We start from the raw sequence: 21,343 nt of genomic DNA, 5'->3' as shown, positions 1-21,343 counted from the left end.
GTACCGGCTGCTCAGGGGACACTTCACCTGACGGGGTGAATATCCGCCCGGATGGGGGAAGGTACGGGATCATGCGGGCTATCTGGCGCGGCGCCGTCTCGTTCGGGCTGGTCTCCATCGGGGTACGGGTCTACTCGGCGACCGAGGAGAAGGACATCCGGTTCCACCAGGTGCACCGCACCGACGGGGGCCGGATCCGCTACAAGCGGGTCTGCTCGATCGACGGCGAGGAGGTCAGCTACGACGACATCGCCAAGGGGTACGACATCGGCGGCGGCGAGATGGTCATCCTCACCGACGAGGACTTCGCCGAGCTGCCGCTGAGCACCTCGCACGCGATCGACGTGCTGGAGTTCGTCCCGGCCGAGCAGGTCGACCCGATCCTCTACAACAAGGCCTACTTCCTGGAGCCGGACGGTGCGGCGGCCAAACCGTACGTGCTGCTCCGGGACGCGCTGACCGACTCGGAGCGGGTGGCCATCGTGAAGGTGGCGCTGCGGCAGCGGGAACAGCTCGCCACCCTGCGGGTCCGGGAGGGCGTACTGCTGCTCAACACCATGCTCTGGCCGGACGAGATCCGCCGCCCCGACTTCGGCTTCCTGGACGAGGACATCAAGGTGCGCCCGCCGGAGCTGGCGATGGCGAGTTCGCTGATCGACTCGATGGCCGGCGAGTTCGAGCCGGACATCTTCACCGACGACTACCGGGCCGCCCTCCAGGAGGTGATCGACGCCAAGGTCGAGGGCCGGGAGGTGGTGCAGCCGGAGGAGGTCGAGGAGGCGCCGGCGGCGGCGGTCGACCTGATGGCGGCGCTGCGCGCGTCGGTGGACCGGGCCCGGGCCGCCCGGGGCGAGGAGCCGGCCGGGGCCGGCGCCGGGCAGCCCACCCCGATCTCCGCCGCCAAGTCCGCGAAGGCGGCCGCGGCGAAGAAGGCCACCCCGGCCGCGAAGAAGGCGGCCAAGAAGGCGGCGGAGAGGTCCACCGGGGCGAAGAAGACGGCCGGGGCCAAGAAGGCGGCGACCAAGTCGGGTACGGCCAAGAAGGCCGCGCCGAAGAAGGCCGCCCCGAAGAAGGCTCCCCGCAAGACCGCCTGAGCCGATTCCTCGTGCTCCCGGTCACGCCTCGTAGTGCGGGCGGCGTGGCATCCACTGCGGGTGGTGGTCCCGGAGGTACCCCACCAGCCCCTCCCGGAGTTCGCACCGCAGGTTCCACGCGCTCGGGCCGTCCTCGGCCGTAACGGTGATCCGGACGGTCACGTGCTGCTCGGTCATGTCCGTCATCTGGAGTCCCCAGCCGGCGCGGTCCCACAGCGAGGAAGCCGCGAGCCGACACCCCACCTCCACCCGCAGCTCGTCGAGATCGGCCGTGTAGTCCAGCACCAGGTCCACCGCGGCTGCCACCCTGGCGCCGAACCGGGTCCAGTTCTCGAAGGGCTTGCTGACGAAGTAGGTGCTGGGCAGGAGGAGCTGACGCTCGTCCCAGGTGCGGATCACCACGTGCGTCAACTGGACCTCCTCCACCTGTCCCCACTGCCCGTCCACCACCACGACGTCGTCGATGTGCAACGCATCGGTGAAGGCCATCTGGATGCTCGCCATGGCCGCCGAGATCATGGGCCGGGTGGCGACCCCGATGACGAGGCCGAAGACTCCCGCGGAGGCGAGCAGGGAGAGGCCGAGGACCCGGACCGGGCGGAAGGTGAGCAGCATCGTGCCGATGGTCAGCAGGACGACGAGCGCCACGGTCGCCCGCCGGACCACCCGGACCTGGGTGTGCATCCGCCGGGCGCGTTCGTCGGTGGGAGTACGCGGGTGACGCTTGTAAATCCACTCCTCGGCGACGTGCAGAACCTTGGTGGCGAGCCAGCCGGCCGTGCCGATCGCCACCAGGAGGTCCCAGTGCCGCAGGTGCTCCAGGGTCTCCGGCGGCAGTCCGGTCGCCGGCAACGCGTAATACAACGCCAGCGCCACTGACAGCACGCTGAACGCCCGCTGGCCGTGTACCTGAGCCATCTGGAGGAAACTCCGGAGCCGACGCCCCCGGCCGATCGGCCGCAGCGCGCGGCCGAGCAGCAGGCTCAGCAGGAAGGCACCACCGGCCGCCGTGACCAGGATGAACACCGCCCGGGTGGTCACCGCCGCCCGGCCCACTGCCGGACTGCCCGCCCGATCCCCGTCACCGGCTACCCCCTCCGATCCCCGGTCGGCGGTTTGCCTGGGGCGCGCTACTTAAACCGGGGCTCGTCGGGTGTGCCCGGGCGACCCGGGCGCGGCACCGGGCGCTCAGTACGCCGGCGGCACGCCGAACGGGTACGCCACCGGCGGTGCGGTGCCGTTCCGCTCGGCGCAGTAGGCGGCCCGGGGCCCCGGCCCGGTGAACGGCGGGACGTAGCTGGTCAGGGTCGCGAGCCCGGTGGCGATCGCCACCGCGCTGGACTCGATGTCGAGCTCGACCAGGGTCCGGGCGAAGGGGGTACGGGCGCCCGCCAGTCGTACGGCGTTGCGCCACGCCTGCTCCCGCCAACTGACCAGCAGCCCGAGGGCGGCGCTGGTCGGGATGCCGGTGTCGAAGCCCTCCCGGTCGAGCCGGGCGATCAGTTCGGCGAGCAGCGGGTCGATCACGGCGGCGAGGATCTCGTTGACCTTGTCGTGGTCGGGTTTGCGGCTGCTGCCGTCCGGCGCGGTCAGTCCGACCCGTTCGAGCACGTACGGCAGGTCCCGGTTGATGTGCGCGTTCATCCCGAGCATCAGGTCACCGGCCCCGCTGAGCCGGCGGGACCGGGCCGCGTCCAGGGCGGCCAGCCAGGCTCCCGGTACGGCGGAGCGCCGCCCGGCGGCCCAGTCGTCGTACGCCCGGTAGTAGTACTCGGCGAAGAGCGCGCCCTCCCGGTTGACCCAGGCGTTGTCGGCGAAGTACCCGTGCTGGTCCCGCCCCCACTTGAAGCCCTGAGTGGTCCGCAGGTAGGCGAGCGTGAAGGTGGCGTGGTGGTCGCAGGACCGGCCGAGCGCGGCGAACCGCTCCCGCAGCCGGGCGATCGTGTCGTCCACGCATCCGGCCCCGCCGTCCGGGCAGGTGTCCGGGACGGCGGCCCGCACCGCCGCCCCGTCCGGCCGGTACGGCGGCGGTGCGGCGCCGGCCGGTGGGGCGGGCGGCAGCACTCCGGTCACGCCCAGCGCGGCCGCCAGCAGAGTCCGCGTCGTCGCCCACCGTCCCATGCCAGCCCCCCAGAGGATGATCGACGTCAATGCCAGACATCATTCCGAATCTGAGTGACCAGTCAGGAACATTGGTCCGATACCCGACTCGACCAGCCAAAAGAGCCGGATTAGCCGCTATCCTGGCGGCCAATCCGGCTGCGGTCGTTCACCGTTGTGACGCGGTGCCGGGAGAGCCCCGGCCGGCGCGGGCGGGTCAGGGCGGCGCGGGCCGGCCGGGGCATCGAACCTTTCAGCGGTTGCCCAGCACCGCCACCTCCGCCAGCCCGGCCCGGGCGTACGGCACCTCGGGCAGGTCGGTGACGGCGCCCCGGACGTACCGGCCCCCTCCCGGAGCGCGGGAAAACCTGCCAGGAGGCCATTCGCCCGTTATCTGAAGATCGTCCGCCTAGGCTGGATCCCGGAGGTGGCCGCGCCGCGCATACGGCCGGAGGGAAGCAGGCATGAAGGCAGTGGTCTACCACGGGCCGCGCGAGGTCGCGGTGGAGCACGTGGAGGACGCCCGGATCCAGGACCCCAACGACGTGGTCGTGCAGGTGACCAGCAGCGCGATCTGCGGCTCCGACCTGCACATGTACGAGGGGCGTACCGGCGCCGAGCCGGGCATCGTCTTCGGGCACGAGAACATGGGCATCGTGGTCGACGTGGGCCCCGGCGTGGTGCACGTCAAGCGGGGCGACCGGGTGTCGATGCCGTTCAACGTCGCCTGCGGGTTCTGCAGGAACTGCCTGGCCGGCTACACCGGCTACTGTCTCACCGCGAACCCCGGCTTCGCCGGCGCCGCCTACGGGTACGTCAACATGGGCCCGTACCGGGGCGGCCAGGCCGAATACCTGCGGGTGCCGTTCGCCGACTTCAACTGCCTGAAACTGCCGCCCGGCAACGAGCACGAGAACGACTTCGCGATGCTCGCCGACATCTTCCCCACCGGCTACCACGGGGTGGCGATGACCGAGCTGCGCCCCGGCGAGACCATCACGGTGATGGGTGGCGGCCCGGTCGGGCTGATGGCGGCGTACTCGGCGCTGCTGATCGGCGCGGCCAAGGTGTTCCTGGTCGACCGGGTGCCCTCGCGGCTGCGCCTCGCGGAGTCGATCGGCGCGATCCCGATCGACTTCGGCAAGGGCGACCCGGTCGAGCAGATCCGGGACCAGACCGACGGCGACGGAACGGACAAGGGAGTGGACGCGGTCGGCTACCAGGGGACCGGCAGGGGCGGCGAGGAGCAGCCGGCGGGGGTACTGAACAGCCTGGTCGAGATCGTCCGGGCCACCGGTCGGATCGGGGTGGTGGGACTCTACGTACCGCACGACCCCGGGGCGCCCGACGAACACTCCCGCAACGGCGAACTGCTGTTCCGGGTCGGCACGTTCTTCGAGAAGGCGCTCCGGATGGGCAGCGGGCAGACCAACGTCAAGGCGTACAACCGGTACCTGCGTGATCTGATCGTCGCCGGGCGGGCCCGGCCGAGCTTCGTGGTCAGCAAGGAGTTGCCGCTCGACGCGGCGCCGGAGGGCTACGACCGGTTCGACAAGCGCGACGAGGGCTACTCCAAGGTGGTGCTCAAGCCCGCCGCGTGATCCGCTCGGCAGAGCGGACCGGCGGGTGTCCGGTCGGCCGGCGGCGCCCGACTGGGGCAGGATGGAGCCGTGGTGGATGCGGTGGTCTTCGACCTGGACGGCGTACTGGTGGACTCGGAACCGGTCTGGGAGCGGGTCCGTCGACGCCACGTCGACACCTCCGGCGGCCGGTGGCAGCCCGACACGCAGCGCCGGCTGATGGGGATGAGCACCGGCGAGTGGGCCCGCTACCTCGGCGAACTCGGCGTACCCGGCAGCCCCGAGCAGATCGCGACCGACGTGGTCGACGAGATGGCCCGGGAATACCAGAGCCACCTGCCGGTCATCGACGGCGCGCCCGAGGTGGTCCGCCGGATCGCCCGGCACTGGCCGCTCGGGCTGGCCAGTTCGTCCCCGCGCCGGCTGATCGACGTGGCGCTGGAGGCCATGGGGCTGACCGACCAGTTCCGGGCGACGCTCTCCACCGAGGAGGTGGCCCGGGGCAAGCCGGCCCCGGACGCCTACCTCGCGGTCGCGCAGCGCCTCGGCGTGCCGGCCGACCGCTGCGTCGCGGTCGAGGACTCCAGCAACGGGGTACGCTCGGCGGCCGCCGCCGGGATGCGGGTGGTGGCGATCCCGCACGGGTCGTACCCGCTCGACCCGGACGCCGAACAGCTCGCCGCGGTGGTCCTGCCGCACGTCACCGACCTCACCGAGGAGACGGTGCCGCCGGCCCGGTCGCCACGGATCCAGGAGATCTCCTGGGGCCGGATGGTGGTCGACGGGCTCGGCGAGGGCAAGGACTTCAAGCTCTATCCCGGTGGTGGCCGGCCCTGGGACTGGACCGAGACCGGCACCCGGCACGAGCCCGGGATCCAGCCGGCGGACGTCGAGGAACTGCTCGACAACGGGGCGACCCGGGTGGTGCTCTCCGAGGGCTTCGACGGGCGGCTCCGGGTCGACCCGGCGACGCTGCGGTTCCTCCACGAGCGGGCGGCCGAGGTGCACGTGGCCCGGACCGACGAGGCCGTCGAGCTCTACAACAACCTCGCCGCCCGGGAGCCGGTGGGCGGCCTCTTCCACTCCACCTGCTGAGTGCTATCCCCGGCCCTCCAGCCGCAGCGCCATCTCCCGGTAGCGGGCCACCGGTACCAGGTGTACGCCGTCGAACGCGCCGCTGTCGCGCAGCCGCTCGATCTGCTCGCAGGCCGCGTCGACCCCGGCCTGCCGGTCCCGCTCCACCCGCTCGACCAGGTCGGCCGGGATCTCGATGTCCGGGATGCTCGCCGCCAGCGTGCGCGCCATCGTCGGGCTGGCCAGCACCATCACCCCGGCGTACACCGGCACGTCCAGCGCGACCGACTCCCGCCAGCGCAGCAGCGCGTCGACCGAGAAGCTGACCTGCGCGAACACGAAGTCGGCGGTGCGCTTCCAGTTCGGCAGCCGGCGCAAGCCGGCGGCCACGCCGACCCGGAACGGCGGCAGCCCGGCGAACGCCGGACTCTCCCCGGCCGTCCGGGCCTCGTCGATCATCGCGCGCACGGTCAGCTCACCGCTGCGGTCCCCGACCGTCGGCTTGTCGCCGTAGACGAAGAGGAACTCCCGCACCCCGTACGCGGCGGCGGTCAGCATGTCCCGCTGGAACCCGAGCCGGTTGCGGTCCCGCGAGTTCAGACAGGCGATGCTCCGGCCACCCATCGCGGCCACCTCGTGCGCTACCGCGATGCTCGACACCGTGGCCCGGCCGATGTGGTTGTCGGGAATCAGGAACGAGTGCGCGACCGGCGCCAGTACCCCGATCTGGTGGCGTACGTGCCGCAGGTCGGGACGGGTCGGCGGCTCGATCTCGCAGATCAGGTCGAAGTTCGGCGAGTTCACCTGGAGCAGCGTACGCGGGACTCGTCCAGCCGGCCCGGCGCCGCGCGGGCGCCCGGACCGGTGCACCCAGCTCTGCGGCTCTGCACCGGATCACGCTGGCCGGACCGACGCGGTCAGCGTCAGCCGGGCAGCAGCAGGGACTTGCCACTGGTACGCCGGCCCTCCAGGTCGGCGTGTGCCCGGGGCGCGTCGGTGAGCGGGTACGTCGCGCCGATCCGGATCGACAGCCGCCCCGCGCCGATCCAGCCGAACAGGTCGGCGGCCCGACCGAGCAACTCGGCGCGGCTCTCGATGTGCTGCGGCAGGGTCGGCCGGGTCAGATAGAGCGAGCCTCCGGCGGCCAGCCGCTCGGTCTGCAACGGCGGTACCGGCCCGCTGCTGCTGCCGTACGCGACCAGCAGGCCACGGCGACGCAGCGCGGCCAGGCTGTCGTCGAAGGTGGTCCGGCCCACCCCGTCGTAGACCACCGCCGCACCGGCACCACCGGTCACCTCACGGACGGTGTCGAGGAAGGTGTCGTACCGGGCGACGTGGTCCGCGCCCGCCTGACGGGCCAGTTCGGCCTTCTCGTCCGTCGAGGTGGTGCCCACCACGACGCCACCGCCCAGCTTGACGAGTTGGGTGAGCAGCAGCCCGACCCCGCCGGCCGCCGCGTGCACCACGACCGGATCGCCGGCCGTCACCAGGTGGGTGGTGTGCGACAGGTAGTGCGCGGTGAGTCCCTGCATCATCGCCGCCGCCGCGACCGGGAAGTCGACGTGCTCGGGTACCGGCACCGCCCGCTCGGCCGGGATCGCGACCTGCTCGGCGTACCCGCCGGGCAGGCTCACCCAGGCCACCCGGTCGCCCACGGCGAAACCCTCGACCCCGGGCCCGAGCGCCGCGACCGTGCCGGCGCCCTCCTGCCCCGGCACCGCCGGCAGCTCCCCCGCGTACGGCTGGACGCCCTGCCGCTGGTAGACGTCGGTGAAGTTGACCCCGACGGCGGCGACGTCGACGAGGAGCTGACCGGCGCCGAGCTGCGGCGCCGGTGCGTCCACGATCTCCAGGACCTCCGGTCCGCCGTGTCGCCGCATCAGCACCGCCCGCATGCGGTCATCGTCTCCCGTGCGCCGCCGTGGCACCCCCGGATCGCCGCGATCGGCGGGAGGCTCTGGCGTGTCGTCGGCGCGTCCGGCCCGGCTGTCACCCGCCCGGGCGCCCGGGCCGGACCCGGACCCGGGTGGTGGCCGACCGGCCGCACCACCCGCCACGGACGCGCTCACCCGCGACCGGTGTCGGCTTTCCGACCGGATCGGTGGGTGGGCGGGACGGCTCCGCCCGGCAACCGCGCCCGGCGGGGACCCCCGGGCGGATCACAGGCCCCGGCGAAACGGCGCCTGACAACGGGGTTTGTGCGGCGTACGGGCGGGTGCGCCGGGAGTGTCCCTCATCCGGTCACTACCAGGGAAAACGCGAGATGGATCCACGTACTACTTCGCTGGGTATCGGGACTGTTGCTCTAGGTGATTGTCTGCGTAACATGCCCGAGGAGCAGGCCCTACTGAAGGAGGTCGCTGGAGGGCGAGGCGCGGGACGGCTGCACCGGCACGGCCGGCACCGCCCGTACCGCTACGAAACGGCCGGCACCGCCGCCGGCGAAGTCCGGGGAGCACCGGCGGGCCACCGGACCTGCGACAACCCCCAACGATCAGCGAGAACGGTCAACGGTATGCCAACTTTTCGATCGACGCTGCGCCGCGCCTACCACCAGTCCGGTGCCCACCACGTCCGCCGGGCCGCCCACCGGATCGCCCTCCGTACCCGGGCAGGGGCGTTCCGGAACGAGATCGGCGTCGTACTGCACGCCGACCACACCGACATCAGGGGCACCGAACTCGCCGTCTACAAGGGAAACCTCGACCGGAAGGCGGTTGCCGCCTGGCGGCGCCTGGTCTCCGAGATCCGGCCCACGGTGGCGATCGACGTCGGCGCCAACTACGGCGAGGTGGCCTTCTCGACCTGCTACTACGGCCTGCGCGAACTGCATCTCGTCGAACCGAACCCAGCCGTACTCCCCTGGCTGCGCAAGACGATCGCGGCGGCCGCCGGCGACTACCCGGGCACCGTGCTGCATGCGGGTGCCGCCAGCGACCGGTCCGGCACTGCCCGGCTCTATCTGCACGAACACACCGGCGTCGCCTCCCTGCGGGTGCAGAACGACCGGGGCGTCGAGGTGGAGTGCTTCCGGCTCGACGAGCGGATCCAGCTCGGCGACGACGACTCGCTGCTGTTCAAGATCGACGTCGAGGGTCACGAGCAGGCCGCCCTGGCGGGGATGGCCGGGCTCTTCCACCGCCGACGGGCCGCCGGAATCTGCGAGATACTGCACGCCGACGACGACCTGCTGAAGTACCTCTGCGCCAACTTCGCGGTCGCCCTGCAACAGGCCGGCCGGGAGCAGCCGGTGGACGAGTCGCAGTTGCGCGACACCGTCGCCCGGGCCCGGGAGACCGGCTGGGGCGATCTCAGCAAGGACGTGGTGCTCCGGTCGCGCTGACCCCGACGGGCGTCGCTGCCCCCGCGGGCCGCAACGGCTACGGGACGCAGACGAACTGGGGGTCGGCCCAGACCCCGACCGCGCCACCGGACGGACTGCTGGTCACCAGGTCGACGAAGCTGGCACGGGCGATCGCCACGTCGATCTGCTCGGCACTGTCCGCCCGGCTGCGTACGCCCGACTCGAAGACGGTCACGTCGTCCGCGCGTACCGCGAAGGCGACCTCGACGTCGTCGGCGCCGACGTCGATCACGGCCCGGAGCCGTTCGCAGCCAGCGGGCGGCTGCACCCGGACCCGGCTGGGCGCGGCGGTGAGCACCGCGCGCGGATAGACCTGGCCGTGCACGGTGACGGAACCGGGGGACGACCCGGTGGCCGGGGTCGGCGAGGGCCGCTCCGAACTGCCGTCCAGCAGCATCGGCAGGTCGGAGAGGTAGTAGGTGACCTCGGCCGGGGACGGCTGGGCCTGACTGCGTGTCGTCACCCCGGGCCACAGGTTGAGCGCCATCACCCCCAGGCTGACGGCCAGCACCGCGACGGTCGAGGCCATCGCCCGGTGCCAGCGCCGCGCCGCCGCCCCGGGCGACCCCGTCGGTGTCGCGGGCGTCGGGAGCGGCCCGGCCGGAGCGACCGGAACGGCGACCGCCGGTACCCCGGCTCCGGCGCCCCGACCCGACGGCGCGGTACGGGCGGTCCCGCGCCGGGACGGGCTGACCCGGGCCGGCACCAGCGCCGGCCGGCGGCGGGCGGCCAGGTCCTCGATCCAGCCGAACAACACCACCGCCACGGCCACCAGCAGCCAGACGGCGGCCAGCCGGAGGGTGACGGTCTGCACCCAGCCGGAGACGGCCAGCGGGGCGATCAGCGCCCCGGCCAGCACCCCCAGCGGCAGGTGCCACAGATAGACGGTGACCGCCCGGGCGTTCAACAGCTCCACGAGGCGGTCCAGCAGGCGGAGCCGGCCCAGCCAGTCGAGTCGGGGCCGGAACCGGAGCACCGCCGCGACGAACGCCATCGACCACAGGGTGTTGCCGCCCGCGATCCGGTTCAGGTCGTAGTTGCCGGTCGACCAGCCGACCGCCAGCACCCAACCGGCCCCGGTGAGCGCGAGCAGCCCGACGGCGAGCGCGTACCGCCGGGCGGGGATCCGGCGCAGCAGCCCGTCGTGGTGCGCGAAACCGAGCAGCCAGCAGGCCAGGTACGTGCTGACGTTGGTCGCCTGCTCGTTGAAGTACCCGCCGACGTTGACGATGTTGAACCGGAACGCGATCGGCAGGGCCACCGCCAGCGCCAGGCTGTGCCAGGGCCAGCGGCGGAACGCGGCGAGCAGGGCCGGCGAGAGCAGCACCAGCCACAGATAGGTGACGATGTACCAGAGCACCACGTTGTAGGCCCAGGCCCACGACTGGTCGCCGACCGGCGGGGTACGGGCGGGGAAGACCCACCAGACCATCTCGCCCCAGCCGAGTGCCGCGGTCGGTGCCGTACGCCAACCGGTGACCAGCAGCAGCGTGACCGCCACCACCCCGAACCCCCACAGCGGGGGCAGCAACCGGCGCAGCCGCCGCCCGACCGCACCCGGGCCGGTACGGTCCAGCGAGCCGGCCATCAGCGAGCCGGCGAGCGCGAACATCAGCCCCATCGCCGGGAACAGCACGGTCAGCCAGATCCAGCCGAGTACGTGGTACGTCACCACCCGGACCAGCGCGGCCGCCCGCCACAGGTCCAGGTACCGGTCCCGACCGCCCGACGAGCCGCCGGCCCGAACACCCGGCGAGCCGCCGGCCCGAACACCCGGCGAGCCGTCCGCCGGCCCGGCCACCGGTACGACCGCAGCCGGCACCGCGGGCTCGGCTGAGGTTCCCATCGGCGTCTCCACGTCTCCGGTCGGCCGCGCCCGACGGTCCCGGGCGACTCGTACGTCGTCGGCACGGGCGGCCCGGAACACCTCCGGCGACACCCCGCCAACGCCGCCCGCCCAGCCACCAGCTCCGGCGGAACCGCCCGGCAGGCCGGCGCCCTCGACAGACGGACCCTTGCCCAACAGTCCTACCCGACAAACCTGAACGATCCCTGACCGGCCCTTCGCGGCGTGTTCCCCGTCGCTCCCGCGCCCCGACCCGGCCGACCGCCCGCCGGACGTCAAAGGTCGACCGCCGGGTCGGACCCGTGGCGACGGCGGCACGAGAGGCGGCCGCCCGGCCCAGTCTGTGACGCCGCACACCCGGGCCCGGTCCCGAAACTCCGGCGATCCACCCGTTCGGGCAGCAAGATGGTGATCGGTCGTAACGCGTGCGGGGTCCGGCCGGCGGATCGGGGCGAGTGGGCCGGCCCGCGGATCGAGACGAGAGGTGGTCGAGCGTGGCAGCACCGGAGAGGTCGACGATGAAGGCGGCGGTCTACCAGCGCACCGGCGATCCGTCCGTGCTCGAGGTGGTGGACCGGCCGGTGCCGGAGCCGGGTCCGGGGGAGGTGCTGGTCCGGGTCGCCGTCTCGGGGGTGAATCCCACCGACTGGAAGTCGCGGCAGGGCGACGGTTCCGGCGCGCCGCCCCGGCACGGTTGGCAGATTCCGAACCAGGACGGCGCGGGGATCATCGAGTCGGTCGGTACCGGCGTCGATGCGAAGCTCACCGGTGAGCGGGTCTGGATCTGGGAGGCGGCCTGGCAGCGGCCGTGGGGGACCGCGGCCGAGTACACCGTGGTGCCGGTCCGGCAGGTGGTGCGGCTCGGCTCGGCCTCGTTCGACCTCGGCGGGGCCCTCGGCATTCCGTTCATGACCGCGCATCGCTGTCTGACGGTCGGCGAGACGATGCCGGACCGCCTCGACGTCGGCGCGCTCACCGGGCGCACCGTCCTGGTCCAGGGTGGGGCGGGCGCGGTCGGCAACGCCGCCATCCAGCTCGCCCGGTGGGCCGACGCCACCGTCATCGCCACGGTCAGCAGCGCGGAGAAGGCCCAGCTCGCGGTCGCGGCCGGCGCGTCATATGTGATCAACTACCGCGAAGAGGACGTGGTGGCCGAGGTCCGGAAGATCACGCCGGACGGGGTGGACGCGATCGTCGAGGTCGCGGCCGCCCGCAACGCCGAGATCGACTGCCAGGTGATCGGTGCCAACGGCGCGGTTGCGGTGTACGCCGACGACGGTGGCGCCGCGCTCACCCTGCCGGTCCGGCCGCTGATGGTGCCGAACGTCCGCTGGCAGTTCGTGCTGGTCTACACCCTGTCGACGGTGGCCAAGGCGCAGGCCGTGACGGACGTCGCCGCCGCCGCGTCGTCCGGGGTACTCCGGATCGGCACCGACGCGGGCCTACCGCTGCACTACTACCCGCTGGACGACGTGGCCCAGGCGCATGCCGCCGTGCAGAACTCGGCGGTCGGCAAGGTGCTGGTGGTGACCAGCGAGTCCTGATCACCACCGGTCCGTCGGCCCGCCGGACGGGGTCAGCGCTCGATCGTGGGCGGGCCGACGTACGACCAGGTGATGCCGTCCGGGGAGAGCCATCCGCCGGAGGAGTCCTGGTTGCCGGACTGGACGTAGCCGCCGGGAACGGGTACCGCCGAGGCACCCGGGCCGACCGGGATCTCCCGCAGCCGCTCACCCTGGTCGAGGCCCTCGAACATGATCGGGTTCTCGCCGGCCAGGATGCCGGCCTGGATCACCAGCACACCGTCGGGCCGAACCGCGGCGTGGATCATCCGATCGCCGACCTGGGCCCGCGCCGCCGTACGCCGCCAGGTCCGCCCCTGGTCGACGCTGCGATAGACCCGCAGCTCACCCTCGACCTGGCCGACCGCGTACGCGGCCCGGTCGCCGATCGCCAGTGCGGCGGCCCCCGCGTTGCCACCCGCCTCGACGTCCTCGGGCAGCACCGACTGCCGCCAGTTGCGTCCACCGTCCCAGCTCACCTGGATCGCGCTGCCGTTGAAGGTCGCCTTGTTCTCCGAGATGGTGCCGTTCGGTTCCAGCACCGGACCGATGGTCCGGTCGGTCCAGCCGCTCACCCACAGTCCGGCCGCCGCCGTCCCGCCCTCGATCACCCGCGCGTGGTGCAGCGGCGCCTTCGTGGCCAATCGAACGACCTCTCCGGTTGCCGGGTCCGCCGCCAGCACCGTCAACCCGTCGGAGTCGGGGATCCACTCCACCGGCCGGTACGTCTCCGGCACGGCGGCGACCTCGGTGATCTGGATCTCCCGCCAGGTGACCCCGCCGTCGCTGCTGGCAAGCCAGAACTGCTGCTCGACCCCGTCGCCCTCGATCATGCCGTCGTCGCGCTTCGGACTGGTCTGCACCTCGGCCACCAGCGTCCGCGGCCCGACCACCCGCAGGCCGACCAGGCTGTTGTCCGGCACCGGCAGCGGGTACGACTGCCAGCTCGCCCCACCGTCGGCACTGGTCGCCAGCCGGATCGCACAGTTCTCCCCCTGGCAGTCGCGGTACCGCAGGTAGAGGCGGCGCAGGTCGCCGGCGAGCATCGTGCCGGTCACGGTGGGCGGGGGCGGTGTGGTGACACCTGGCGTGGCGCTCGGGGCCGGCGTCGGGACGAAGTCGGGCGTACGGTCGAGCGCGACGGGCGGGCCCAGGGTGCCGTACCGGTCACCGCCGTCGTCGGAGGGCATGGCGCGCCAGACCGTTCCGGCGCCGACGGCGACGACGGCGACCAGCGCGGCGGCACCGGCCATCCGGGTACGCCGCCGCCGGCGCCGCGCCCGGCGTTCCACCTCGGCGAAGTGCGGTCTGAACGCGGCCTGGGCCGCCTGGCCCAGACCGGAGAAGTCGAGTTCCGGCATGGGAATCCTCCGGTGTGAATGTGCGACGTGGATGAAGATCGAACGGGTCAGCGGCGGTTCGTCCTGGCCGCGGCGTCGTCGGTGACCGGCCAGGGCGGCTCGGCCAGATGCCCGGCGAGCGCCTGCCGGCCGCGTACCAGTCGGGTCTTGACGGCCTCCACCGAGCAGCCGAGCGTCGCGGCGACCTCGGCCACCGGCAGGTCGCCGATGTGGTGCAGCACCACGGTCTCCCGGGTGGCCCGGGGCAGCCGTTGCAGGGCGGCAACCAGCGCCACGTGGTCGGGCGACAGTTCCGGGGGACTCGGCTCGGCACCGGCCAGCCGTCCGGAGCGGATCAGCCGGTCGAGCCGCAACTGCCGCCGGAACCGGCTCCGGGCCACGTTCAGCGCGACGGTACGCAGCCACGCCTCCGGGTTGTCGACCTGCCGGAACCGGCCCGTCCGGGTCAGCGCCCGGACGAACGCCTCCTGGACGGCGTCCTGCGCCTCGGCGTAGTCGGCGGTCACCGCGAAGAGCTGGGCCACCAGCCGGGCCGCCGAAGCCGCGTACACCTCTCGAATTGCCTGATGTCCGTCCACACCATCCCCTGCCTACCGACCCGTTCACCCAGTACGACCCTCCGGCGGGTCGTCCGGTGACATCCGAATCGGCGGGCCGCCCGAACCGGGGCTCCGTGCACACCGGCACCGTGCACCGGCACCCGGCATCGCGAACTGTCAACCCGGCCGCCACGGGTGGTCACCTCGAACCCGCTCTCCGTGCTGCGGCCGGCACCCGGCATCGTGGACTGTCGACACGGCACCGTGACCGCTCGGTCCTGGGGTGCGGCTCCGGCCGGCTCGGCGTGCCGGTAGGCGGGGGCAGGTGCCCCGGCGCCGCTACGGCACGAGGACGATCTTTCCGCGCAGCCGCCCCGCCGCCACCAACCGGTGGGCGTCGGCCGCCTCCGCCAGCGGCAGCGAGGCCGCGACCCGGGTCCGCAGCCGCCCCTTGGCCACCTCGGTCATCAGCTCCGCCAGCATCGGCTGGTCGAGCCGGATCATGACCGTCTGCTGCCGTACCCCGCGCGGCGGATCGAGCGGCGGTACCGGTCGGGTCGTCACCAGCGCGCCGCCGTCGGCAACCGCGGCGCCGGCCGCTGCCCCGACCGGTACCGCGTCGAAGACCGCGGGGACCGGGCCGAGTTCGGCCAGCTCGGCGGAGCGGGGCACCACCTCGGCGACGCCGAGGCCGCGTACCCACTCCTCGTCGTCGGAGCTGGCCACCGCGATCACCCGGTGACCGGCCCGGGCCGCCAACTGGGCGGCGAAGCCGCCCACCCCGCCGCTGGCGCCGGTGACCAGCACCGTCGACCCGGAGGCCAGCGACATCATCTCCAGCCCCTGCCGGGCGGTCAGCGCGTTCAGTGCCACGGTGGCCGCCTCCGCCGCGTCCAGCTCGTCCGGTACGCCGACCAGCCAGTCCGGCCGGGCCACCACGAACTCGGCGTACGCCCCGACACCGCCCCGGGTGAGGTACCACGGCACCATTCCGGCGACCCGGCTGCCGGGCCGGTAGTCGGTGACCCCGTCCCCGAGGGCCACCACGTCACCGGCGAAGTCCCAGCCGAGCAGGAACGGCGGCTCGACCGGGCCGCCGGGGATCTGTCCCGCCCTGGCGGCGAGGTCGGCGGGGTGCACCGCCGCGGCGCGTACCCGGACGAGGATCTCGCCGGGCCCGGCGACCGGGTCCGGCCGCTCGACCACCCCCAGCACACCGGGACCGCCCAGTGCCGTCACCGCCACCGCTCGCATCGCTCGCCCCTTCCGCGTGGCCAACATCCTTCCCGGCACGACATCGAGTTGGCAACGGGTCGGATCGCGACCCGACCGGCCGGCGGCAGGACGAGCAGCCGTTGAGCGCAATCACCCGGCCGGCGGGGCGGTGCGTCGAGCCCCGTCTCGCACCACCCGCCCCAACCCGGGTCCCACCCGATACACCTCTCGCACATCTCGGGCGGCGCGGGGAGGGATCGCGCTGGATCGTGTGCTGGTACTGCCCCTCTGGGGGTACCAACAGCACACGATCCAGCGGCACCCATCGGTTGTCCACAGGGGCAGGGCTGGGGGTGGAGGCGGGTGGCAGGGCGCGGGATAGTCGGCGGATGCCGCGCCCTGCCAGGGATCCCCAACCTCGTCGCGCTGGCGGAACGGGACCGCGTCGGGAGGTAGTGCCCGGATTGCGGCCGCCACCGCCACCGGACGCGGACGAGTTGACCTACCTGCGTTGGCTCCAGGACGACGTAGTGAGCCGGCGACAGGCGCTGCGGCACCTGTCGGCCAAGGCGCTGCAACACCGGTTGGCGACCGGCCGGTGGCAGATCATGTCCCGGGGCGTCTACCTCGCGCACAACGGCCCGGTGACCCGCGAGCAGCGACGCTGGGCGGCGGTGCTGGCGGCCGGCGCCGGACGGCGTGCCGTGCTGGCCGGACTCTCCGCCCTGGAGGTGCTGGGGATGCGCGGTTACCACAGCGCGACGCTGCACGTCCTGATTTCCGCGCGTCGCCAGGATCGCGATCCCCCACCGGGTGTCGTGGTGCACCGCACCCGGCATCTGACCGCCGCCGACGTTCATCGGCTGGGCCAGCCGCCGTGCACGATGCCGGCCCGGTCACTGCTCGACGCGGCACAGTGGGCCGGGGACGACGAGCGGGCCCGGGCGATCATCGCCGCCGGTTTCCAGCAGCGGCTGGTCGACGGCCCGGAACTGGACAGGGCCCTGGCCCGGCTACCCCGGCTGCGTCGGCGGGGCCTCATCGTGGCGGCAGCCGCGGACGCGCGTGTCGGTGCGGAGTCCGTCGCGGAGTCAGACCTGCTCCGGCTCTGCCGGCGGGAGGGCCTACCGCCACCCAGCCGGCAGGTACGGCGTACCGACTCCCGGGGGCGCCGCCGCTATCTCGACGTCTACTTCGAGCAGTGGAAGGTGATGGTCGAAATCGACGGCGCACAGCATCTGGAGGTACGCCACTGGTGGGCGGACATGCGCCGGCAGAACGATCTCTGGATCAGCGGCATCCGGATACTCCGCTTCCCCGCCTGGTTGGTACGGGACCGCCCGGCCGAGGTGGCCGCGCAACTGCGCGCCGCCCTGCTGGCCGCCGGCTGGCGCCCGTGAAGGCGACCGGCGAACGTGTTCTCCCACTGCCCCTCCAGGGGTAGCAACAGCACACGGACGGTCAGGTGGGGAGCGGCGGTCAGGTCGGGAGCGGCGGTCAGGTGGGGGCGGCGGTCAGGTGGGGGGCGGCGGTCAGGTGGGGAGTACGGTTACGGTGAGGGCGTTGGTGGCGTAGTCGGCGCGGACGCGCTTCTTGTCGAACTTGCCCACCGAGGTCTTCGGTACGGCGTCGACGAAGGCCCACCGTTCGGGCAACTGCCATCCGGCCACCCGGTCGGCGAGGAAGTCCCGCAGTTCCTCGGCGCTCACCTCGGCGCCCTCCTGCCGTACCACCGTCGCGAGTGGACGCTCGTCCCAGCGCGGGTCCGGTACGCCGACCACACACGCCTCCCGCACCGCCGGATGCGCCATCAGCGCGTTCTCCAACTCGACCGAGGAGATCCACTCACCACCGGACTTGATCACGTCCTTCGCCCGGTCGGTGAGGGTGATGAAGCCGTCCGCCGAGAGCGTGCCGACGTCACCGGTACGCAGCCAGCCGTCACGGAACTTCTCCTCCTCGGGTGCGTCGTCGCCGACGTACCGGGCGGTCACCCACGGGCCCCGGACCTCCAGTTCGCCGACGGCCTTGCCGTCGGCGGGCAACTGCGTGCCGTCCGGGCCGACGATCCGGGCGGCGACTCCGGCCGGTACCCGCCCCTGGGTGTAGCGGTAGCGCCAGGCCTCCTCGCCGGTCGCCCCGGCCGGCGGTCGGGCCACCGAGCCGAGCGGGGACATCTCGGTCATCCCCCAGGCGTGGATCACGTCGATCCGGTGCCGTTCGGCGAAGGCGTGCATCAGCGCGGGCGGGCAGGCCGAGCCGCCGACGATCACCTCGGTCAGCGAGGAGGTGTCGACCTCGTTGGCGTCCAGGTGGTTGAGTAGGTCGGTCCAGATGGTCGGCACCGCGCCGGCCAGGGTCGGCCGCTCGGCCGCGATCATCGCGGCGATCGGGGCGCCCTGGAGGAACCGGTCCGGCATCACCAGCGAGGCCCCGGAGAGGAAGGCGGCGTACGGGATGCCCCAGGACATCGCGTGGAACATCGGCACGATGGCGAGTTCCCGGGTGGTCGGGCCGAGCCCGAACGACTCCGGCAGGCAGATCTGCATCGAGTGCAGCCAGATCGACCGGTGCGAGTAGGCGACGCCCTTGGGGTTGCCGGTGGTCCCCGAGGTGTAGCAGAGCGCGGCGGCGCCACGTTCGTCCAGCTCCGGCCAGTCGTACCGGTCCGGCCGGTCCCGCAGCAGGTCGTCCCAGCGGTGTACGGCGATCCGCCCGCCGCCGGCCGAGCGCAGCGGCGCCGGGTCACCGCCGCCGACCACCACCACGTGCTCTACAGTGGACATCTCGGGCAGCGCCCTGGCCAGCAGCGGGATCAGCGTCGAGTCGACCAGCACCACCCGGTCCTCGGCGTGGTTGGCGATGTAGGCCACCTGGTCGGGAAAGAGGCGGATGTTGAGCGTGTGCAGCACCGCACCCATGCTCGGCACCGCGAAGTACGCGACCAGGTGCTCGGCGTTGTTCCACATGAAGGTGGCAACCCGCTGGTCACCGGTGATCCCGAGGTCGTCGCGGAGCGCGTGCGCGAGGCGGGCGGCGGCCGCACCCACCTCGGCGTACGTCATTCGGCGGGAGCCGTCACCCAGCCAGGTGGCCACCTCGGCGGTGCCGTGCACCGTGCTGCCGTGTTCGAGGATGCGGGAAATCAGCAGGGGTGCGTCCATCATCGTGCTACGCATGGACCACAACCTAGTGTCGCAGCTCACACCTGACCACCCGGAAGGCAACCGATGAGCAGTATCCCGTGGGCCGAGTCGTACCTCGGCCAGCTTCGCGCCCTCGCCGGTGACCGTACGCTGATGTTCGTCGGCGCCCGGGGCGTGGTACGCGACGCGGCCGGCCAGGTGCTGCTGATCGAGCGCTCGGACAACGGTTACTGGGCAATGCCGGCCGGCGCGATGGAACTCGGCGAGTCGATCGCCCAGTGTGCCGTACGCGAGGTCTGGGAGGAGACCGGGCTGACCGCCACCGAGGTCACCCCGTTCGCCATGTACACCGGCCCGGACCGCACCTTCACCAACATGTACGGCGACACGTACCAGCTCTTCGTGGTCGCCTTCCGGGTCGACGCCTGGTCCGGCGAGCTGCTCACCAGCACCGACGAGACCACCGGCGCCGGATTCTTCCCGCCCCGGGCGCTGCCCACGCCGGTCTCCTCCACGGTGCTGGAGACCCTGGACGACCTGGCCGCGTTCGAGCAGACCGGCCAGGTCGTCCTGAAGTAGTCCGGCCAGGTCGTCCTGAAGTAGTCCGGCGGCCGGGCCCGGTTCGCGGCGGGTGCGCGCTTCCTCGACCCGGAGGAGGTCGCGGACGCTCAGGGTCAGATCAGCGTCTGGGCGTTCGCCTCCATCTCGGTGGCCGCGTCGCCCTTCCTGTCCCGGGCCAGCCCCTCGCCGGAGCCGGCCGGCGGGCCGCCGCGCAGCTCGTGGTTCGGCATCGCCAGGGTGACCGCCACCGCCAGCAGGGCGATCAGCCCGGCGACCAGGAAGACGGTGTGCAGCGCGCCGACGAACGACTCCTGCACGGCGGCCCGGATCGGGTCCGGCAGCGCCAGGATCCGGGACGGCTCGTTGACCGAGAACTCCGTGGTGGCGCCGGCGAACTGCGCCCGCTGCTCGGGCGGGAGCTGGGCGATCGCGCCGGGCAGCCGGTCCGCCAGCCTGCCGGAGAGCCCGGTGGAGAGCACCGCACCGAGGATCGCCACCCCGAACGCACCGCCCAACGACCGGAAGAAGGTGGCAGCCGAGGTACCGGCGCCGAGGTCGCGCATCTCGACCGCGTTCTGCGCGGCGAGGATCAGCGGCTGCATGCAGAGGCCGAGCCCGACGCCGATGAGCACCATGTAGAGGAAGGCGTTCCAGAGCGGGGTGTCGACCTGCAACTGGGTGAAGAGCAGCATGCCGGTGACCAGCACGACGGCCCCGACCACCGGAAACCACTTGTACCGGCCGATCTGGCTGATCGCCCGCCCGGAGAGCACCGAGGTGACGATCACGCCGGCCATCATCGGCAGCATCAGCAGACCGCTGTCGGTCGGCGACGCGCCCTTGACGATCTGGAGATAGAGCGGGATGAAGATGATCGACCCGAACATCACCAGACCGAGGATGAAGCCCGCAGCGTTGGCCAGCGCGAAGGTGGACCGGCGGAACAGCTTGAGCGGCAGGATCGGCTCGGACACCCGGGCCTCCTGGACCAGGAACAGCACGCCGAGCACCGCTCCGGCCACGAACAACCCGATGATGACCCCGGAGCCCCAGGCGTACTCGTTGCCGCCCCAGCTCAGCGCGAGCAGCAGCGAACTCACCCCGGCCACCAGCAGGCCGGCACCGAGCCAGTCGATGGCGTGCTGCCGGCGCTGGAACGGGACCAGCCGCATCACGTGGTAGCAGACGATGATGGCGATCACCGCCAGCGGCACGTTCAGGAAGAAGATCCATCGCCAGTCGTGCTCGGCGAAGTAGCCGCCGACCAGCGGCCCGGCCACCGAGGAGAGCCCGAACACCGCGCCGAAGAGGCCCTGGTAACGGCCACGGTCCCGGGCCGACACCACGTCGGAGATGATGGTGAAGGCCAGCGTCATCAGACCGCCCGCGCCGAGCCCCTGCACCCCGCGGGTGATGATGAGCTGGGTCATGTCCTGCGCGAAGCCGGCGGCCAGCGAGCCGACCAGGAACGCCCCGATGGCGAAGAGGAAGACCGGGCGGCGGCCGAAGAGGTCGGCCATCTTGCCGTACAGCGGGGTCGAGGCGGTCGACGCCAGCAGGTACGCGGTGACCACCCACGAGTAGTGGTTGATCCCTCCGAGTTCGCCGACGATGGTCGGCAGCGCCGTTCCGACGATGGTCTGATCCAGTGCGGCGAGCAGCATGCCGGTCATCAGACCGCTCATCAGGAGCAGGATCTGACGGTGTGTCAGGGCCGGCCGCGCGTCCTCAGCGGTGGTCATAGTGCCTTCTCCCCCCGTTGGCACAGAAAATGCCTACCGCCAGTCTCGGCCTGGGCCACCGCCCGGCCCAGGCGAACACGAACGCTGTGATCACGATCATGCGCCCTCGGCAGGCCACGCCGGCCGGGGCCCCGCCGGTCCGGCGAGCGGTCGGCGGGG

Annotated in this window: 17 protein-coding genes and 1 pseudogene; 8 read left to right on the top strand and 10 right to left on the bottom strand. The window is 72.6% G+C overall.

The window, feature by feature from the left end:
- The first annotated feature begins 71 nt into the window (after positions 1-71).
- Positions 72-1,094: a Ku protein gene (locus ACQEVC_RS11975; RefSeq protein WP_432876271.1), complete on the top strand. Its 1,023-nt coding sequence runs from the start codon at positions 72-74 to the stop codon at positions 1,092-1,094.
- A 21-nt stretch (positions 1,095-1,115) separates the two neighbouring features.
- Here the strand turns inward: ACQEVC_RS11975 and ACQEVC_RS11970 are convergent, their stop codons facing one another.
- Both ACQEVC_RS11970 and ACQEVC_RS11965 read right to left on the bottom strand, forming a co-directional pair.
- Positions 1,116-2,150, bottom strand: coding sequence for a mechanosensitive ion channel family protein (locus tag ACQEVC_RS11970; protein ID WP_432876269.1), 1,035 nt, complete (start codon positions 2,148-2,150; stop codon positions 1,116-1,118).
- A 132-nt stretch (positions 2,151-2,282) separates the two neighbouring features.
- Complete coding sequence (locus tag ACQEVC_RS11965; RefSeq protein WP_432876267.1) at positions 2,283-3,215, bottom strand: DUF5995 family protein; 933 nt, start codon at positions 3,213-3,215, stop codon at positions 2,283-2,285.
- A gap of 443 nt (positions 3,216-3,658) precedes the next feature.
- Between ACQEVC_RS11965 and ACQEVC_RS11960 the strand changes: the two genes are divergently transcribed.
- The 3 genes and pseudogenes from ACQEVC_RS11960 (at position 3,659) to ACQEVC_RS11950 (ending at position 5,869) form a co-directional block, all read left to right on the top strand.
- Positions 3,659-4,795 (top strand): glutathione-independent formaldehyde dehydrogenase, encoded by a 1,137-nt coding sequence (locus tag ACQEVC_RS11960; RefSeq protein WP_432876265.1) that lies wholly within the window; start codon positions 3,659-3,661, stop codon positions 4,793-4,795.
- Positions 4,796-4,864: 69 nt separating this feature from the next.
- Positions 4,865-5,521 (top strand): annotated as a pseudogene (locus tag ACQEVC_RS11955) (HAD family hydrolase); the annotation flags it as partial.
- The gene (locus ACQEVC_RS11950; protein WP_432891326.1) at positions 5,498-5,869 is read left to right on the top strand and encodes an Mth938-like domain-containing protein; all 372 of its coding nucleotides are present in this window, start codon (positions 5,498-5,500) and stop codon (positions 5,867-5,869) included. The pseudogene ACQEVC_RS11955 and the gene ACQEVC_RS11950, both read left to right, overlap by 24 nt.
- A 3-nt stretch (positions 5,870-5,872) precedes the next feature.
- Here ACQEVC_RS11950 and ACQEVC_RS11945 read toward each other — a convergent pair whose 3' ends face one another.
- Positions 5,873-6,652 (bottom strand): methylenetetrahydrofolate reductase, encoded by a 780-nt coding sequence (locus ACQEVC_RS11945; protein WP_432876263.1) that lies wholly within the window; start codon positions 6,650-6,652, stop codon positions 5,873-5,875.
- A gap of 119 nt (positions 6,653-6,771) precedes the next feature.
- Positions 6,772-7,743: a quinone oxidoreductase family protein gene (locus ACQEVC_RS11940; RefSeq protein ID WP_432876261.1), complete on the bottom strand. Its 972-nt coding sequence runs from the start codon at positions 7,741-7,743 to the stop codon at positions 6,772-6,774.
- Between the two features lie 620 nt (positions 7,744-8,363).
- Between ACQEVC_RS11940 and ACQEVC_RS11935 the strand changes: the two genes are divergently transcribed.
- A complete protein-coding gene (locus ACQEVC_RS11935) occupies positions 8,364-9,191 on the top strand; it encodes an FkbM family methyltransferase (protein ID WP_432876259.1) in 828 nt (275 codons plus the stop codon).
- A 37-nt stretch (positions 9,192-9,228) separates the two neighbouring features.
- On the opposite strand, the gene ACQEVC_RS11930 is transcribed toward ACQEVC_RS11935, so the two are convergent.
- A complete protein-coding gene (locus ACQEVC_RS11930) occupies positions 9,229-11,058 on the bottom strand; it encodes an acyltransferase family protein (RefSeq protein ID WP_432876257.1) in 1,830 nt (609 codons plus the stop codon).
- 518 nt (positions 11,059-11,576) lie between these two features.
- Between ACQEVC_RS11930 and ACQEVC_RS11925 the strand changes: the two genes are divergently transcribed.
- Complete coding sequence (locus ACQEVC_RS11925; RefSeq protein ID WP_432891323.1) at positions 11,577-12,602, top strand: NADPH:quinone reductase; 1,026 nt, start codon at positions 11,577-11,579, stop codon at positions 12,600-12,602.
- Between the two features lie 32 nt (positions 12,603-12,634).
- Here ACQEVC_RS11925 and ACQEVC_RS11920 read toward each other — a convergent pair whose 3' ends face one another.
- The 3 genes from ACQEVC_RS11920 to ACQEVC_RS11910 form a co-directional block, all read right to left on the bottom strand.
- Positions 12,635-13,981 carry a hypothetical protein gene (locus ACQEVC_RS11920; RefSeq protein ID WP_432876255.1) on the bottom strand — a complete coding sequence of 449 codons (1,347 nt, stop codon included), beginning with the start codon at positions 13,979-13,981 and terminating at the stop codon, positions 12,635-12,637.
- Between the two features lie 47 nt (positions 13,982-14,028).
- Positions 14,029-14,532, bottom strand: a complete 504-nt coding sequence (locus ACQEVC_RS11915) for an RNA polymerase sigma factor (RefSeq protein WP_432876253.1) — start codon at positions 14,530-14,532, stop codon at positions 14,029-14,031.
- Positions 14,533-14,859: 327 nt separating this feature from the next.
- Positions 14,860-15,774, bottom strand: coding sequence for an NADP-dependent oxidoreductase (locus tag ACQEVC_RS11910; protein ID WP_432876251.1), 915 nt, complete (start codon positions 15,772-15,774; stop codon positions 14,860-14,862).
- 416 nt (positions 15,775-16,190) lie between these two features.
- On the opposite strand from ACQEVC_RS11910, the gene ACQEVC_RS11905 reads away from it, so the two are divergent.
- Entirely contained in the window at positions 16,191-17,135 is a 945-nt protein-coding gene (locus ACQEVC_RS11905; protein ID WP_432876249.1) for a DUF559 domain-containing protein, read from the top strand.
- A gap of 132 nt (positions 17,136-17,267) precedes the next feature.
- On the opposite strand, the gene ACQEVC_RS11900 is transcribed toward ACQEVC_RS11905, so the two are convergent.
- Positions 17,268-18,899 carry a long-chain fatty acid--CoA ligase gene (locus ACQEVC_RS11900; protein ID WP_432891321.1) on the bottom strand — a complete coding sequence of 544 codons (1,632 nt, stop codon included), beginning with the start codon at positions 18,897-18,899 and terminating at the stop codon, positions 17,268-17,270.
- A 66-nt stretch (positions 18,900-18,965) separates the two neighbouring features.
- On the opposite strand from ACQEVC_RS11900, the gene ACQEVC_RS11895 reads away from it, so the two are divergent.
- Entirely contained in the window at positions 18,966-19,460 is a 495-nt protein-coding gene (locus ACQEVC_RS11895; protein WP_432876247.1) for an NUDIX domain-containing protein, read from the top strand.
- A gap of 95 nt (positions 19,461-19,555) precedes the next feature.
- Here ACQEVC_RS11895 and ACQEVC_RS11890 read toward each other — a convergent pair whose 3' ends face one another.
- Positions 19,556-21,184 carry an MDR family MFS transporter gene (locus tag ACQEVC_RS11890; protein WP_432876245.1) on the bottom strand — a complete coding sequence of 543 codons (1,629 nt, stop codon included), beginning with the start codon at positions 21,182-21,184 and terminating at the stop codon, positions 19,556-19,558.
- Positions 21,185-21,343: the final 159 nt, after the last annotated feature.

The sequence above is a fragment of the Plantactinospora sp. CA-294935 genome (genome assembly GCF_050936445.1).
Classification (GTDB): Bacteria; Actinomycetota; Actinomycetes; order Mycobacteriales; family Micromonosporaceae; genus Plantactinospora.
The sequence above is the reverse complement of the archived record's forward strand: the minus strand, read 5'-3'. Positions and strand labels throughout refer to the sequence as shown.

Coding starts and splice junctions, on each gene's coding strand:
- ACQEVC_RS11920 (WP_432876255.1), bottom strand. CDS start 13,981: ATGCCGGAACTCGACTTCTCCGGTCTGGGCCAGGCGGCCCAGGCCGCG.
- ACQEVC_RS11900 (WP_432891321.1), bottom strand. CDS start 18,899: ATGGACGCACCCCTGCTGATTTCCCGCATCCTCGAACACGGCAGCACG.
- ACQEVC_RS11895 (WP_432876247.1), top strand. CDS start 18,966: ATGAGCAGTATCCCGTGGGCCGAGTCGTACCTCGGCCAGCTTCGCGCC.
- ACQEVC_RS11975 (WP_432876271.1), top strand. CDS start 72: ATGCGGGCTATCTGGCGCGGCGCCGTCTCGTTCGGGCTGGTCTCCATC.
- ACQEVC_RS11940 (WP_432876261.1), bottom strand. CDS start 7,743: ATGCGGGCGGTGCTGATGCGGCGACACGGCGGACCGGAGGTCCTGGAG.
- ACQEVC_RS11935 (WP_432876259.1), top strand. CDS start 8,364: ATGCCAACTTTTCGATCGACGCTGCGCCGCGCCTACCACCAGTCCGGT.
- ACQEVC_RS11930 (WP_432876257.1), bottom strand. CDS start 11,058: ATGGGAACCTCAGCCGAGCCCGCGGTGCCGGCTGCGGTCGTACCGGTG.
- ACQEVC_RS11925 (WP_432891323.1), top strand. CDS start 11,577: ATGAAGGCGGCGGTCTACCAGCGCACCGGCGATCCGTCCGTGCTCGAG.
- ACQEVC_RS11890 (WP_432876245.1), bottom strand. CDS start 21,184: ATGACCACCGCTGAGGACGCGCGGCCGGCCCTGACACACCGTCAGATC.
- ACQEVC_RS11965 (WP_432876267.1), bottom strand. CDS start 3,215: ATGGGACGGTGGGCGACGACGCGGACTCTGCTGGCGGCCGCGCTGGGC.
- ACQEVC_RS11960 (WP_432876265.1), top strand. CDS start 3,659: ATGAAGGCAGTGGTCTACCACGGGCCGCGCGAGGTCGCGGTGGAGCAC.
- ACQEVC_RS11910 (WP_432876251.1), bottom strand. CDS start 15,774: ATGCGAGCGGTGGCGGTGACGGCACTGGGCGGTCCCGGTGTGCTGGGG.